This window comes from Bradyrhizobium sp. 604_D8_N2_3 (genome assembly GCF_051810765.1).
GTDB classification, from domain to species: Bacteria; Pseudomonadota; Alphaproteobacteria; order Rhizobiales; family Xanthobacteraceae; genus Bradyrhizobium; species Bradyrhizobium barranii.
On record NZ_JBPWPM010000001.1, the window covers coordinates 4,090,808 to 4,104,470 of the forward strand.

General features: G+C 64.9%; 15 protein-coding genes. 6 read left to right on the plus strand and 9 right to left on the minus strand.

Features of this window, described 5'->3' with window-relative positions:
- Positions 1 to 6: 6 nt before the first annotated feature.
- The 4 genes from AB7245_RS19230 to AB7245_RS19245 are packed head-to-tail and all read left to right on the plus strand — an operon-like array spanning position 7 to position 2,885.
- Positions 7 to 696, plus strand: a complete 690-nt coding sequence (locus tag AB7245_RS19230) for a Fe2+-dependent dioxygenase (RefSeq protein WP_028146578.1) — start codon at positions 7 to 9, stop codon at positions 694 to 696.
- Positions 693 to 1,601, plus strand: coding sequence for a tonB-system energizer ExbB (exbB, locus tag AB7245_RS19235; protein WP_063983859.1), 909 nt, complete (start codon positions 693 to 695; stop codon positions 1,599 to 1,601). Before AB7245_RS19230 ends, exbB begins: the two co-directional genes overlap by 4 nt.
- Before the next feature lie 3 nt (positions 1,602 to 1,604).
- Positions 1,605 to 2,060: a TonB system transport protein ExbD gene (exbD, locus tag AB7245_RS19240; RefSeq protein WP_014495997.1), complete on the plus strand. Its 456-nt coding sequence runs from the start codon at positions 1,605 to 1,607 to the stop codon at positions 2,058 to 2,060.
- A gap of 9 nt (positions 2,061 to 2,069) precedes the next feature.
- Complete coding sequence (locus tag AB7245_RS19245; RefSeq protein ID WP_439034656.1) at positions 2,070 to 2,885, plus strand: energy transducer TonB family protein; 816 nt, start codon at positions 2,070 to 2,072, stop codon at positions 2,883 to 2,885.
- On the opposite strand, the gene AB7245_RS19250 is transcribed toward AB7245_RS19245, so the two are convergent.
- The 3 genes from AB7245_RS19250 to AB7245_RS19260 form a co-directional block, all read right to left on the minus strand.
- The gene (locus AB7245_RS19250; protein WP_028146575.1) at positions 2,873 to 3,292 is read right to left on the minus strand and encodes a hypothetical protein; all 420 of its coding nucleotides are present in this window, start codon (positions 3,290 to 3,292) and stop codon (positions 2,873 to 2,875) included. The two genes, AB7245_RS19245 and AB7245_RS19250, sit on opposite strands and share 13 nt — an antisense overlap.
- A gap of 62 nt (positions 3,293 to 3,354) precedes the next feature.
- A complete protein-coding gene (locus tag AB7245_RS19255) occupies positions 3,355 to 4,035 on the minus strand; it encodes a site-2 protease family protein (RefSeq protein ID WP_063983857.1) in 681 nt (226 codons plus the stop codon).
- Positions 4,036 to 4,106: 71 nt separating this feature from the next.
- Positions 4,107 to 4,973, minus strand: coding sequence for a LysR family transcriptional regulator (locus AB7245_RS19260; RefSeq protein WP_439034657.1), 867 nt, complete (start codon positions 4,971 to 4,973; stop codon positions 4,107 to 4,109).
- A 90-nt stretch (positions 4,974 to 5,063) separates the two neighbouring features.
- Between AB7245_RS19260 and AB7245_RS19265 the strand changes: the two genes are divergently transcribed.
- Positions 5,064 to 5,975: a DMT family transporter gene (locus AB7245_RS19265; RefSeq protein ID WP_439034658.1), complete on the plus strand. Its 912-nt coding sequence runs from the start codon at positions 5,064 to 5,066 to the stop codon at positions 5,973 to 5,975.
- A 2-nt stretch (positions 5,976 to 5,977) separates the two neighbouring features.
- On the opposite strand, the gene AB7245_RS19270 is transcribed toward AB7245_RS19265, so the two are convergent.
- The 6 genes from AB7245_RS19270 to AB7245_RS19295 form a co-directional block, all read right to left on the minus strand.
- A complete protein-coding gene (locus tag AB7245_RS19270) occupies positions 5,978 to 6,370 on the minus strand; it encodes a GFA family protein (protein WP_208086250.1) in 393 nt (130 codons plus the stop codon).
- Between the two features lie 3 nt (positions 6,371 to 6,373).
- Complete coding sequence (locus tag AB7245_RS19275) at positions 6,374 to 7,507, minus strand: serine hydrolase domain-containing protein (protein ID WP_439034659.1); 1,134 nt, start codon at positions 7,505 to 7,507, stop codon at positions 6,374 to 6,376.
- 69 nt (positions 7,508 to 7,576) lie between these two features.
- Positions 7,577 to 8,323 carry an SDR family NAD(P)-dependent oxidoreductase gene (locus AB7245_RS19280; protein WP_014495989.1) on the minus strand — a complete coding sequence of 249 codons (747 nt, stop codon included), beginning with the start codon at positions 8,321 to 8,323 and terminating at the stop codon, positions 7,577 to 7,579.
- 119 nt (positions 8,324 to 8,442) lie between these two features.
- On the minus strand, positions 8,443 to 9,174 hold the full coding sequence (locus AB7245_RS19285) for an SDR family oxidoreductase (protein ID WP_014495988.1): 732 nt from the start codon (positions 9,172 to 9,174) through the stop codon (positions 8,443 to 8,445).
- 164 nt (positions 9,175 to 9,338) lie between these two features.
- Positions 9,339 to 11,168: an IlvD/Edd family dehydratase gene (locus AB7245_RS19290; RefSeq protein WP_208086252.1), complete on the minus strand. Its 1,830-nt coding sequence runs from the start codon at positions 11,166 to 11,168 to the stop codon at positions 9,339 to 9,341.
- A 122-nt stretch (positions 11,169 to 11,290) separates the two neighbouring features.
- The gene (locus AB7245_RS19295) at positions 11,291 to 12,391 is read right to left on the minus strand and encodes a LacI family DNA-binding transcriptional regulator (RefSeq protein WP_208086253.1); all 1,101 of its coding nucleotides are present in this window, start codon (positions 12,389 to 12,391) and stop codon (positions 11,291 to 11,293) included.
- A 201-nt stretch (positions 12,392 to 12,592) separates the two neighbouring features.
- On the opposite strand from AB7245_RS19295, the gene AB7245_RS19300 reads away from it, so the two are divergent.
- Positions 12,593 to 13,654, plus strand: coding sequence for an ABC transporter ATP-binding protein (locus tag AB7245_RS19300; protein WP_063983849.1), 1,062 nt, complete (start codon positions 12,593 to 12,595; stop codon positions 13,652 to 13,654).
- Positions 13,655 to 13,663: the final 9 nt, after the last annotated feature.

The following is a 13,663-nucleotide window of genomic DNA, read 5'->3' on the forward strand; positions in this document are numbered from 1 at the left end:
GGTGCCATGCTGACATGCATAGACGGCGTCCTGAGCAAGGATGATGTGGCGGAATTCCGCCGCATCATGGACGCCAGCGAATGGGAAGACGGCCGTTCCACCGCGGGCGCGCAGTCAGCAATGGTCAAGCGCAATGAGCAGTTGCCGCCTGACAGCGAGGTCGCGCGCAAGCTCGGCAACCGCATCATCTCGGCGTTGACGTCGAACCCGCGTTTCCTGGCAGCGGCGATCCCACTGCAGATCTTCCCGCCGCTGTTCAACCGCTATGCGGCGAACAGCGGCCATCATTTCGGGCTGCATGTCGACAATGCGATCCGGGGCGACCGCCTGACCGGCCTTCGCATCCGCACAGACCTGTCGGTCACGCTGTTCCTGGCCGAGCCGGAAGAGTATGACGGTGGCGAACTTGTGATCGAGGACACCTACGGTTCGCACGAAGTGAAGTTGCAAGCCGGGGACTGCGTGCTCTATCCCTCGACCAGCCTCCATCTCGTCACGCCGGTGACGAGGGGGACGCGGGTTGCGTCTTTCTTCTGGCTTCAGAGCATGATACGGGACGATCAAGCCCGGAGCATGATCTTTGACCTCGACACCGCGATACAGGCGCTGGTGGAACGGCTCGGGCGTGACGATCCCGAAACGGTCAAATTGACGGGTATCTATCACAACCTCATTCGCTACTGGGCCGAAGTATGAAGATCATGTCCTTCCAAGCAAGCCTTGCCGCCGCCTTGATGCTGGCGGCCGCCTGGCTCGTATCCCCTGTTTCTGCCCAGACACAGACCCCGCCGGCGGCACCTGCACCGGCACAGGCGACGGCTCAGCCGGCCACCGCCAGCCCGGCTCCGGCTGCCGCTCCGGCGGTGGTGGCGCCCGTGGCGAAGCCCGACGCGGCCGCTATCGCGCCGGCCATGAAGGAGCTGTCGCCCTGGGTGATGTTCATGTCGGCGGACGTCATCGTGAAGGCGGTGATGATCGGGCTTGCCTTCGCATCGCTGATGACCTGGACCGTCCTGATCGCCAAGTCGATCGAGCTGTCGGTCGCGTCCGGCAAGCTTCGTTCGGCACTGAAGAAGATCTCGGAGGCGCGCTCGCTCGCGGAAGCGCAGATGGCGCTCGGCGCCAAGCAGGGCATTCTGCCGTCCTTCCTGGCGGCGGCGCTGCGTGAGGCGCGGATGTCGGCCGGCCTGTCCAGCGATGCCGGCATCAAGGAGCGTGCGGCCTCGAGCTTTTCCGAAATCGTGCGCGCGGAGGCGCGGCGCATCCGCATCGGCATGGGCGTGCTGGCGACCATCGGCTCGACATCACCCTTCGTCGGCCTGTTCGGCACGGTCTGGGGCATCATGAACAGCTTCATCGGCATCTCGAAGTCGCAGACCACGAACCTCGCCGTGGTCGCGCCCGGCATCGCCGAGGCGCTGCTCGCGACCGCGATCGGCCTCGTCGCCGCCATTCCCGCCGTCATCATCTACAACCACTTCTCGCGCGTGACGAAAAGCTATCTCGAGCTCGTCAGCCGTGCCTCGGGCGCAGCGGGGCGGCTGCTCTCGCGCGATCTCGACCGCAGCCACGGCAGCGCGCATTCGCGCGCGGCGGAGTGAACCATGGGCGTTTCGCTCGCAGACAATGATGACGACGACGATTTCGGCGAGACGCATGACATCAACGTCACGCCGTTCATCGACGTCATCCTGGTGCTGCTGATCATCTTCATGGTCGCAGCTCCGCTCTCCACGGTCGACCTGCCGATCGATCTGCCGACCTCGAGCGCGACCCCGCAGAAGAAGCCGGACAAGCCGACCTATCTCAGCATCAAGCCCGATCTGACGCTTGCGATCGGCGAAAACCCGGTCCACCGCGCCGAGTTGATCGGGACCCTCGACGGCCTGTCCGACATGAGCAAGGACAAGTATGTCTTCCTGCGCGCCGATCGCTCGGTGCCGTATGGCGAATTGATGAGTGTCATGGAGCTCTTGCGCTCAGGCGGCTATTCCCGGGTGAAGCTGGTCGCGCTGGAGGGCGCTCCCGGAGCGCCTGCGGCAGGCGCCGGTCAGCCTTAGAGGCGCACGATGTCGGACGAAGCCAGACCATCCCGGAAGCTCTGGATTTTGGCGGCGGTGGCGGCGCTCGCGCTCCATCTGGGCGGTGCCGCGCTCGCCCTGGCCCATCTGCGGACCGATGACGACGACGATGGCCTGGGCGCGTCCGGCGCGGAGTTCGCCGTCGAGATGGCCTCGCCCAAGGCGCCCGAGACCGACCTTCCGCCGGGACCGGACAGCGAAGCGATGCAGGAGCAGCAGGCGCTTCCCGAGCAAAAGGCCGAGACCAAGGAAACCGAGCTTCCAAAGGACCAGTCGCAACCGGTCGACGATCCCGATCGGGTCGTCACCGAAAACATCTCGAAGAAGCCGCAGGACGAGGATCCCAAGATCGCGGCGGTCGAGACACCCGCTGCCGAGGCTTCGCCGCAGTCGGTTGCAACGGCGCGGCAGACACTCGACGAGGACGCGCGCGAGGCCGAGAAGGCCCTGGCGCCGGTGCTTGGCCTCGGCAAAGACATCCTCAGGATCACGACCGACTGGAATCGCAAGATCAGCGCGCACCTCACGGCCCATAAGGTCAACCCTGAGGGCAAGCAGCCCAATAATCAGAAGGTGAAGGTCAGCTTCGCGATCAACCGCAGGGGCAATGTGCTGTCCGTCGACGTCGTGGAGTCATCGGGGGATGTGGCCTACGATGCGGCCGCGCTCTCGATTGTCCGCAAGTCCGATCCCATCCCGCAGCCCCCGGCCGGACTGACCGAAGACCGGTTCGAGCGGACCGTCGACATCATCTTCACGCCGCCGGACGAGAAGAAAAAGAAGAAATCGGCTCAGCGCCAGTAGAGCCGGATCCCGACATAGACCACGACCAGGCAGACGAAGATCAGCGCCACCGGGAGCGGCCGTTTCTGGGCTCCGCTAAACGCCGCCGTGAAGGAGGCCGTCTTCGTCGGTTTCGGAGGCGGGCGGCGGAAAGCGGTAACATTGTCCGCCGCCGGCTCGGGCGGACGGGTGCGGACGTCGGGCGGAGTTCCCGCGCCGCCCATCTCGGCATAGTAGGCCTTGTAGATCGCGCCGATCGTGGCCTCGGTGGCCTCGCCCTCGCTCATCCGCGCCAGTAGGTTCTTGTAGCTGACCAGGAACTCCTGCGCCTCGGCAGGCAGCGCGGAGGCCCCGTTGAGCTTGGCCATCATCTTCCAGGTGGCAAAATCGGCGCGGGCGCGGGTGTCCGCGCGTCGCGCGATCAGCATATCGGCAGCTTTGACCAAGTCGGCCTCGAGCCCTTCGGCTTATGTTCGGGTGTTCTGTTGAACTACGCGTTGCCGGTCAGGAAGAGAACAGCCTGAATCACATAACCGGTCAACGTTCGCAGTATTCCTGAAATAACATCAAGATTTAGACCGAACTGCGAGCCCGCGAGCGGCAGCAGGATCAGAAGACCAATCAGGATCAGCATCCCGAATGGCTCGAGCCGGGCCAGCGGCATGGCGAGGGCCCGAGGCAACAGCCCGACCGCGACGCGCCCGCCGTCGAGCGGCGGGATCGGCATCATGTTGAACACCGCCAGCACCGCGTTGATCACCAGCGCATTCTTGAGGTTGTCGAAGATCCACTGGGCCGAGGCCGCCGGTGCTAGGGGCAGGGCATGCAGGGCAAGAGCCGCCGCGAGCGCCAGCAGGATGTTGGTGGCGGGTCCGGCAAGGGCCACCCAGACCATGTCGAGCCTGGGATGGTTGAGCTTGCGGAAATTGACGGGAACCGGCTTGGCATAGCCGAATAGGAACGGCGAGTGCGCGAACAGCAGCATCGCCGGCAGGATCAGGGTGCCGAACGGATCGATATGCTTGATAGGGTTGAAGCTGACGCGGCCGAGCTGCCAGGCCGTGTTGTCACCGAGACGGTACGCGACGAAAGCGTGCGCGGCCTCGTGGAAGGTGATGGCGAGCAGCAGCGGTAGCACCCATACAGAAAGCTCATAGAGGGAAATGTTCACGGCTCGTCCGTCCCGGTTTGTGCCTCGTGGCCTTGCAGCCAACCCGGCCGATCCGGTGATGGGGCAACGCGTCAGGTCAGGATATGGGACGCGGGTTCCGAAATCCCAAGCCGTAAATGATCCGCCAGCAGCGCCGCCGGCTGCGACAGGTTGCGCGCGCGGTGCAGGCGGATGTCCGCGGCGGGCAGCGGCGGCAGGCCGTTCGACACGACGCGCAGGCGGGAGGGCAGGGTGCCGGCCTTCACGACCGTGATCGCGAGGCCCTGCGCCGCGATCGCTTCCACCGCTGCCAGCGTCCGGCTGACAAAGGCCAATCGCCAGGGCCGGCCGGCGGCATCGAGGGCGTCCGCGGCCCATTGCCGGAACAGGCAGCCCGGCGGGTAGAGCGCGACGGGCAGCGTGTCCTGCGCTTCGGCTCGATATGTCCTGGCCGCAGCCCAGACCGCCTGCTCGCGCCGGAGCAGTTCGCCATCGCCGCGTCCTTCCGGATGCATGGCGATGACGAGGTCATAGGCCTCGCCGAGCCGTGCCGGCATCGTCGCGGTCAGGCCGGTTTCGATCTCGACCCGGATCTCCGGGTGGTTTTGGGCAAAGCGCGCCAGCAAGGGCGGAATGACGATCGTGCCGTAATCGTCCATCACGCCGAGGCGGACCACCGCGTCGTGCTTGCGTGCGCGGAGCACATCGATCGCCTCTGCATTGAGGTCGAGAAGCCGTCTGGCATAAACGAGGAGTTCATCGCCCGCCGCGGTCAGCGCGACACCGGCTCTGGTACGTTGAAACAGCTTGGTGCCGATCCGCTCTTCCAGGCGCCTGATCTGGACGCTGACCGCCGACTGGGTCCGGTTGAGCAATTGGGCTGCGCGCGTGAACGAGCGATGCTCGGCGACGGCGAGAAAGGCCTGCAGCAGATCGGGATCGAGAACAGGCGTGATCATGACGAAAACTTATCCCAGCATGACGGAAACTCCATTCCCTGTTTCGGCGCGCCTCGTATGCTGCGTTCAGGGCTCGTCAAGGGAGGGAGTGTGGGCGAAATCTCCGGCGTTCTGGCCGCGGTGCTGTCGAGCGGCCTCGGCGGCACCTCGATCGGCGCCACGCGCTATCTCGTGGGCAGCCTCGATCCGCTCGCGATCGGCTCGTTCCGGTTCGGCATCGGCTTCCTGCTGCTGTTACCCCTGACGCTGCTCCGCGGTGACCGCTGGCCGGGGCGAGGGGACTGGGCCGCCGCGACCGGGCTCGGCATCCTGTTCTTCGCGCTGTTTCCGATCCTGTTCAACGCATCGCTGATCTTCACGACCGCCGCGCGCGGCGCGCTCGCTTTGTCGACACTTCCGCTGTTGTCGCTCGTGATCGGCGCCGCGCTCGGCGCCGAAGCCCTGAGCTGGCGCAAATCGATCGGTGTCGTGATTGCGACATTTGGCGTTGCCGTCGCGCTGCTCTCCGACCTGACCTCGGCACCATCCGGCGCCTGGCGCGGCGATCTCCTGATGATGGCGGCTGCGCTGTGCATGGCGCTGTACGGCATCTGGTCGAAGCCGCTGATCCGGCGCTCCAGCCCGATCGCCTTCACGACCATGAGCATGGCCGCCGGGGCAGTCTGCCTCATCCTGCTCTCGTATATCCGCGGCAGTTTTGCGCCCGTCGCCGGCTTCGGTGCGCCGCAATGGCTGGCGGCTTTCTATCTCGGCGCCTTCGGCGCAGCGCTGACCTTCTATCTCTGGGCCTTCGCGCTGGAGCGGACCACGCCGACGCGCGTCGCGATCTCGGTGACGGTCAATCCGATCACGGCCTCGCTGGTCGGCGCCTGGCTGCTGAACGAACCGCTGCGCTGGAATCTGGCGGCCGGCATTGTCGCGGTGTTTGCCGGGATCTGGATCGCGACGACGACGGGACGGCGCGCTCAGGCGGCGAGAGTGCCTGCGTCAGGGCAAGCCTGACATCACGCCGGGATGGTGCCCTGATATTGCGTCAGGCCGTCGTCGAGCTTCAGCCAGGCGACCTTCTCCGAGACCCAGATGTGCTCGGTCGGCGCGAAGGCGTTGCGATCGTCGAAGGTCGTGAGCGAAACGCCCGCCAGCGTGCCGTTGCGCCGCCAGGAGAACAGGCGCGTGCCGCAGCGCTTGCAGAACACGCGGTCGATGTTCTCGGACGAGGCATAGCGCTCGGTGTCGCCCTCGACGGTCAGCGCGCGCTGGTCGAATTGCGCGCGAGCAAAATAGGGCGAGCCCATCGCCTTCTGGCACAGGCGGCAATGGCAGATGCGGACGTTGAGCGGCTCCCCCTCCGCCTTGAACCGCACCGCGCCGCACAGGCATCCACCTTCCCGGATCATGGCTCAGGCCACCCGCCATTCGCCGACCTGGCGCGCCATGCTCCAGTTGAGATTGTCGAGATCGCCATCCATGTTGGAATTCCCGCGTCTGGTGTTGGTGAAGGCGGCCCAGCAGAAGCCGCCATGGGTGCGCACGGCAATCGTGCTCGTGCCCGGCAGGCTGCCATTGTGCCACCAATTGTCGAATTTGTTGACACAGAAGCCCTTGGCGTAGTTCGGGCTGTAACTGGGTGCGGTGGTCATGACCTCGATGGTGCGCGGCCGCAGGATGTTCGCCGGTCTGGTGTAGCCGTCGACATGCATCAGGAACTGGACGAGATCCGCCGGCGTCGCGATCCAGCCGCCATGGGAATCCATCCGCCTCACCTTCATCTCATACGGACTTTCACCCTGACCGTAATAGGCGACTTCGCCGGCCTGACGCTGGTCGCGGGTATTACCGGCGATGGTCATGTCGGTGACACTGCAGCGCGTCAGCACCTCGGTGCGGACGTGCTCGGCATAGGCCTGGCCGGTGAGCTTCTCGATCACGCGGCCCAGAACGCAATAGCCGAAATTGGAATAGGCGTAGTGCTGGCCCGGAGGCCGGTTCAGCGGCCGGTTGGCGAGCGTCCAGGCGATCAGCTCGGCATGATCCATCCGCGGATGCGTGAACATGGGATCGCGGTTGTCATTGCTCCAGCCGCCGGCAGCGTGCGTCAGCAGATGCTCGAGCGTGATCTGGTCGATGCCGGCGGAGTAGGGCGGTGACCCGTAATCGGTGCCGAGCAATGCACCGGGGCCGAACACGCGATCCGTGAGCTTGAGGCGGTTCTCCTCGATCAGGCGGAAGATCGTGACCGAGGTGATCATCTTGCTGACGCTGGCGATCCGGAACAGATGCCGCGGCGTCACGGTCTCGTTCCGCTCGCGATCGGCAAGACCGCAGGCGTCCTCGTGGACAACAGTACCGGCATAGCCGATCGCAAAGGACAGCGCCGGCACATCGTATTTGTCCATGAAGCTGCGCGCGAGCCGCGCCATGGCGCCGCGTTCGGCCGGCGAGGGCGGGCGGATGCTCGGCGGGCTGGGCGCCAGTTGCGCGGGCGCAACCCGCGACAGCAGCGGCAGCGCGCCTGCGCCCGCTGCGAGCTTCACGAAATCCCGACGCCCAAAATCCCGACGTCCAAGCCGCATGGTCCACCCCTTCAAGGGGCGGCCAAAGCTTCAGTAGGTCGCCCGTCCGCCGGAAATATCAAACACCGCGCCGGTGGAGAAGGCACAATCTTGGGATGCGAGCCAGCTCACCATCGCGGCGAGCTCTTCCACCAGCACGAAGCGTGCCTTGGGGATTTTCGACAGCATGAAGTCGATATGCTGCTGCGTCATCTGGTCGAAGATCGCGGTCTTCGCCGCGGCCGGCGTCACCGCATTCACGAGGATGTCATGTGCCGCCAATTCCTTGCCGAGCGATTTCGTCAGCGCGATCAGTCCGGCCTTGGAGGCCGAGTAATGCGAGGCGTTGGGATTGCCTTCCTTGCCGGCGATCGAGGCGATGTTCACGATCCGCCCGTATTTCTGCTTGAGCATCGTCGGCACGATCGCCTTGCAGACGATGAAAGGGCCGTCGAGATTGATGCGCAGGACCTTGCGCCACTCCTCGAGATCGGTCTCCCAGACCGGCTTGTTGACGCCGGCGATGCCGGCATTGTTGACGAGGATGTCGATCTTGCCGAAGGCGGCAAGCGTCGCATCGCGCGCCTGCTCGACGGCGGCGGGGTCGGTGACGTCGACCTTGAAGACTTTTGTCTCGCCGCCGACTTCATTCGCGGTCTTCTCGGCGAGAGCCGAGTCGAAATCCCAGATCGCGACTTTGGCGCCGGAGTCGATGAAACGCCGGGTGATGGCACGGCCAAAGCCCTGCGCGCCGCCGGTGACGACGGCAATGCGGCCGTTGAGATCGATCTTGTTCATCGAGAACTCCCTTGTCTATCCCTCATGGTGAGGCGCGCGCACTTGCGCGCGTCTCGAACCATAAGCCCGTGGCCCATCCTCGAGACGGCGCTGTCGCGCCTCCTCAGGATGAGGAGCGATCAGAGCATGTAGCCGCCGTCGACGACAAGGTCGACGCCGGTGGTGAATGCGCTTTCGTCGCTGCCGAGATAGACCGCCATTGATGCGATTTCGTCGGCGGTGCCGAGCCGGCCCATCTTCTGGCGGGAGACGAACATCTCCTTGCCCTGCGGACCCTGCGCGGCGGCGCGGTCGAGCATCGAGGGCGTCTCGACGGTGCCGGGGCAGATGCTGTTGCAGCGGATGCCCTTGGTGATGAAGTCGAGCGCGACCGCGCGCGTCAGCAGCGACACCGCGGCCTTCGACGCGCTGTAGACGTAGCGGTTGGCCGGCGGCCGCAGCGCCGCGCAGGACGAGATGTTGACGATGCTGCCGCCGCCGCCCGCCAGCATCTCGGGCAGGAACGCCCGGATGGTCCGGTGCATCGACTTGACGTTGAGGTCGAACGAGAAGTCAAAATCCTCCTCCGAGCACTCCAGGATGGTGCCGTGATGCACGAAACCGGCCGCGTTGAGCAGGATGTCGACCTTGCCGACGCGCTTGGCGAAGGCGTTGACGTCGGCGGTGTTGCGGACGTCGAGCTTTGCGACCTCGGCGATGCCTTCCTTGGTCAGGCCCGCGATGCCGGCCTCGTTGATGTCGGTGGCGATGACGGTTGCGCCTTCACGCGCGAATGCGATGGCGCATGCGCGCCCGATGCCTGCCGCTGCAGCCGTGACGACGGCGCGCTTTCCCTTGAGGCGGTCTGCCATGTTGTTTTTCTCCTTGGCTTGAATTTGTCTATCGGCTCGTCATTGCGAGGAGCTCGTGACAAAATTGCGCAGCAATTTTGCACTGTTGCGACGAAGCAATCCAGACTGTCTCCTTGGAGATATCTCAGGATTGCTTCGCTTCGCTCGCAATGACGACGTGGCTGTTAGTGGTTGTCCCTGGCGACACCAAATGTGCCGGCGACGTTCTGGTAGCGCGTGGCGAGCTCCATGCAGGCGCCGGTCGATTGCTGGCCGACCGTGTTGCGGTAGATCTCCTGCCACGGCGTCTGGTTCGCCGGATGCTTGAAGCCGCCATTGGCCATCAGCTCGGCGTGGCGCTTCTTCACCTCGTCGTCCGAAATGAGAATATTGGCGCTGCCCTTGTTGAGGTCGATGCGTACCTTGTCGCCGGTCTTGAGGATCGCGAGCCCGCCATTGGCGGCAGCTTCCGGCGAGGCGTTCAGGATCGACGGCGAGCCCGAGGTGCCGGATTGGCGGCCGTCGCCGATGCAGGGCAGGGCGAGAATGCCGCGTTTGATCAGCGCAGCCGGGGGCTGCATGTTCACGACCTCGGCGCCACCGGGGTAGCCGATCGGGCCGGTGCCGCGGACGAACAGCATGCAATTCTCGTCGATGTCGAGTGAAGGATCGTCGATCCGCTCGTGATAATCCTCCGGGCCCTCGAACACGATGGCGCGGCCCTCGAAGGCGTTGAGGTCCTTCGGGTTGCTGAGATAGCGGTCGCGGAATTCCTTGGAGATCACGCTGGTCTTCATGATCGCGGAATCGAACAGATTGCCCTTCAGCACCAGGAAGCCGGCGTCCTTCACCAGCGGCTTGTCGTAGGCCCGGATCACGTCATTGTCGGGCGCGTGCGCATTGGCGCAGTTCTCGCCGATGCCGCGGCCGTTCACCGTGACCGCGTCCTCGTGGATGCGCTTGTGCTTCATCAGCTCGCGCACCACGGCCGGCACGCCGCCGGCGCGGTGGAATTCCTCGCCGAGATAGAAGCCGGCCGGCTGCATGTTGACCAGCAGCGGCACGTCGTGGCCGAATTTCTGCCAGTCGTCGATCGACAGCTCGACGCCGATGTGGCGCGCCAGCGCGTTGATGTGGATCGGCGCGTTGGTCGAGCCGCCGATCGCCGAGTTGATCACGATGCAGTTCTCGAACGCCTTGCGGGTCAGGATGTCCGACGGCTTGAGGTCTTCCCAGACCATCTCGACGGCGCGCTTGCCGGTCTCGTAGGCGATCTGGCCGCGCTCGCGATAGGGGGCGGGGATCGCCGCGCAGCCCGGCAGCGAGAAGCCGAGCGCTTCGGCAAGCCCGTTCATGGTCGAGGCGGTGCCCATGGTGTTGCAATGGCCGACCGACGGCGCCGAGGACGCCACGATCTCCATGAATTCCTCATAGTCGATCTCGCCGGCGGCGAGCCGTTCGCGCGACTTCCAGACGATGGTGCCGGACCCGGTGCGCTCGCCGGCATGCCAGCCGTTCAGCATCGGCCCGCCCGACAGCACGATCGCGGGCAGGTTCACGGTCGCCGCCGCCATCATGCAGGCAGGCGTGGTCTTGTCGCAGCCGGTGGTCAGCACCACGCCGTCGAGCGGATAGCCGTAGAGGATCTCGACGAGGCCGAGATAGGCGAGGTTGCGGTCGAGCGCCGCGGTCGGGCGCTTGCCGGTCTCCTGGATCGGATGGGTCGGGAATTCCATTGCAATGCCGCCGGCCTCGCGGATTCCTTCGCGGACGCGGTGCGCCAGCTCGATATGGTGGCGGTTGCAGGGGGAAAGGTCGTTGCCGGTCTGGGCGATGCCGATGATCGGCTTGCCGGACTGAAGCTCGGCCCGGGTGAGGCCGTAATTCAGGTAGCGCTCCATATAGAGCGCGGTCATGCCCGGATTATGCGGATTGTTGAACCATTCCTGCGAGCGGAGGTGGCGGCGAGCGCCGTTGCTGGCGGGCGCATGCCCATTGGTTGGTTTTTTTGTCATTGGTTTCTCCTGCAATGCAAACGCACTGGCGTCGGGAGCTCAGCTTCGGCTGGTGCGATGCCCAACGGCGCGATCCATGGTTCAAAGGCCCGTTGGCGGGTCATTCCCTCACAAGCGCGATACTAGTCTTGGCCACTTGGTAACGCTATCATTTTGTTCGCGGCGCCCGCGCCTGAAGCGGCAGGCCTGTCGTCCGAACGCCGCGACGACGAGCTTTGCCGCTCGATCACCTTGAAGCCGAGATCGAGCACCGGCTGCTCGGGGCGGCGTCCGTCGATCGCTTCGATCAGCATGGTGGCGGCCGTGTTGCCCATCTCGTAGCGGTTGGTGCGCACGCTGGTGAGGGTGGGGACCGCGGAGGCCATGAATTCGAGGTCGTTGAATCCGACGATCGCGATCTGCTCGGGGACCGCGATCTCCCGGCGCCGGCATTCGAACAGCACGCCGAGCGCGAGGTCGTCATTGGCGCAGAACACCGAGTCGATATCGGGCTCGCGCGCCAGCAGATCGGTGAACAGGGTGCCGCCGAGCGTCACCGAGGTCGGTGTCGCCGTCGTGACGACGAGGCGCTGCTCGAACAGCGCGGCGTCCTTCATGGCCGAGACATATCCGTCCAGCCGCCGCTGCACCCGCGGATCCATGCGCGCGCCGACGAAGCCGATCTTGCGATGGCCTTGCGCGAACAGGTGGGAGATCGCCGCGCGGGCCGCATCATAGTGCGAAAAGCCGATCATCATGTCGACCGGATTGGGCCCGATCTCCATGATCTGCACGATCGGGCAGTCGGCGGCCTCCAGCATCGCGCGCGATTCCGCGGTCTGGTCGATGCCGGTGACGATCAGTCCGGCCGGCTTCTGCGCGAGAAACAGGCGCAGCAGCTTCTCCTCCTGGAGAATACTGTAGCGTGTGTTGGACAACTGGATCGAGTACCGGCTGCCTTCGGAGGCGTCGTAGATGCCGCGCAGCACGTCGGAAAACACGTTGTTGGTCAGTGACGGGATCAAGACGCCGATCACTTCGGTGCGCTGCGAGGCCAGCGCCCGCGCCGCCAGGTTCGGCACATAGCCGAGCTCGTTGGCCGCGCTCTCGACCCGCGTCCGCTTGGCGACCGACAGGGCCTCCGGATTGCGGAAGAACCGGGACGCCGTGATCGGGCTGACGCCGGCAAGCTCGGCAACTTCCGCCAGCCGGATTTTACCTGACTTGGTGCGTTTTCGACCCATTAGTTGCTCTTATCACAGTCGGTCCGGCAAACAAAGGAACGTTGACAGCGCTACCAGCAACGACTAACCAAAGACAAATTGCCAAAACCGCACAAACTGCCGACAATGTCGCTCGCTAAGATCGGGCTTCGTTCGGTGAAGTCTGAAAAACAAGACGGTCGCGGCGCGTGAGGCGTCGTGGACTTTCGAGGAGGGAGCTAGATGTCGTCTGTGCAAATCCGCGACGTGCGGAAATCGTTCGGCAATTTTGAAGTCCTGCACGGCGTTTCGATTCCGATCGAGGACGGCCAGTTCGTCGTCCTGGTTGGCCCCTCCGGCTGCGGCAAGTCGACGCTTCTGCGCATGCTCGCAGGCCTCGAGAACATCACGTCCGGTACGATCTCGATCGGCGACCGCGTCGTCAACAATATCCAGCCCAAGGAGCGGGATATTGCGATGGTGTTCCAGAACTACGCGCTCTATCCGCACATGACCGTCGGCGAGAACATGGGCTTCTCGCTGAAGCTGCGGAACGCGAGCTCCGACGAGATCAACAAGCGCGTCAAGCGCGCCGCCGAAATTCTCGCGCTGTCGCCGCTGCTCGAGCGCTATCCGCGCCAGCTCTCCGGCGGCCAGCGCCAGCGCGTCGCGATGGGCCGCGCCATCGTGCGCGATCCGCAGGTGTTCCTGTTCGACGAGCCCTTGTCGAACCTCGACGCCAAGCTGCGCGTCGCCATGCGCACCGAGATCAAGGAGCTGCACCAGCGGCTGAAGACGACGACCGTCTACGTCACCCACGACCAGATCGAGGCCATGACCATGGCCGACAAGATCGTCGTCATGCATGACGGCATCGTCGAGCAGATGGGCACCCCGCTGGAGCTCTACGACAAGCCCGACAACCAGTTCGTCGCCGGCTTCATCGGTTCGCCGGCCATGAACTTCCTGAAAGGCCATGTGCGCGTCAACGGCGTTGCGACCTTCGAGGGGCCGAACGGCGTCAAGCTGCCGCTCAAGAACGCGCCGGCGGCGTCCGACGGTCGCCCTGTTGTCTATGGCGTGCGACCCGAGCATTTCACCATCGCGGACGACGGCGCCGATGCCGAGATCATCGTGGTCGAGCCGACCGGCTCGGAGACGCAGGTGTTCGCGAAGGTGGGTGGCGAGCAGGTCGTCGCGGTCTTCCGCGAGCGTCACCAGTTCAATCCGGGCGACAAGGTCAAGCTGAAGCCTGACCCGTCACTGGTTCATCTGTTCGACGAGGCGACGGGCAAACGCATGTAGCCGCGCCGA

Bases quoted from the DNA above. Each gene is read 5' to 3' on its own strand.
- exbD (WP_014495997.1), top strand. From the start codon at position 1,605: ATGGGCGTTTCGCTCGCAGACAATGATGACGACGACGATTTCGGCGAG.
- AB7245_RS19300 (WP_063983849.1), top strand. From the start codon at position 12,593: ATGTCGTCTGTGCAAATCCGCGACGTGCGGAAATCGTTCGGCAATTTT.
- AB7245_RS19230 (WP_028146578.1), top strand. From the start codon at position 7: ATGCTGACATGCATAGACGGCGTCCTGAGCAAGGATGATGTGGCGGAA.
- AB7245_RS19250 (WP_028146575.1), bottom strand. From the start codon at position 3,292: ATGCTGATCGCGCGACGCGCGGACACCCGCGCCCGCGCCGATTTTGCC.
- AB7245_RS19270 (WP_208086250.1), bottom strand. From the start codon at position 6,370: ATGATCCGGGAAGGTGGATGCCTGTGCGGCGCGGTGCGGTTCAAGGCG.
- AB7245_RS19290 (WP_208086252.1), bottom strand. From the start codon at position 11,168: ATGACAAAAAAACCAACCAATGGGCATGCGCCCGCCAGCAACGGCGCT.
- AB7245_RS19245 (WP_439034656.1), top strand. From the start codon at position 2,070: ATGTCGGACGAAGCCAGACCATCCCGGAAGCTCTGGATTTTGGCGGCG.
- AB7245_RS19280 (WP_014495989.1), bottom strand. From the start codon at position 8,323: ATGAACAAGATCGATCTCAACGGCCGCATTGCCGTCGTCACCGGCGGC.
- AB7245_RS19260 (WP_439034657.1), bottom strand. From the start codon at position 4,973: ATGATCACGCCTGTTCTCGATCCCGATCTGCTGCAGGCCTTTCTCGCC.
- AB7245_RS19295 (WP_208086253.1), bottom strand. From the start codon at position 12,391: ATGGGTCGAAAACGCACCAAGTCAGGTAAAATCCGGCTGGCGGAAGTT.
- AB7245_RS19285 (WP_014495988.1), bottom strand. From the start codon at position 9,174: ATGGCAGACCGCCTCAAGGGAAAGCGCGCCGTCGTCACGGCTGCAGCG.
- exbB (WP_063983859.1), top strand. From the start codon at position 693: ATGAAGATCATGTCCTTCCAAGCAAGCCTTGCCGCCGCCTTGATGCTG.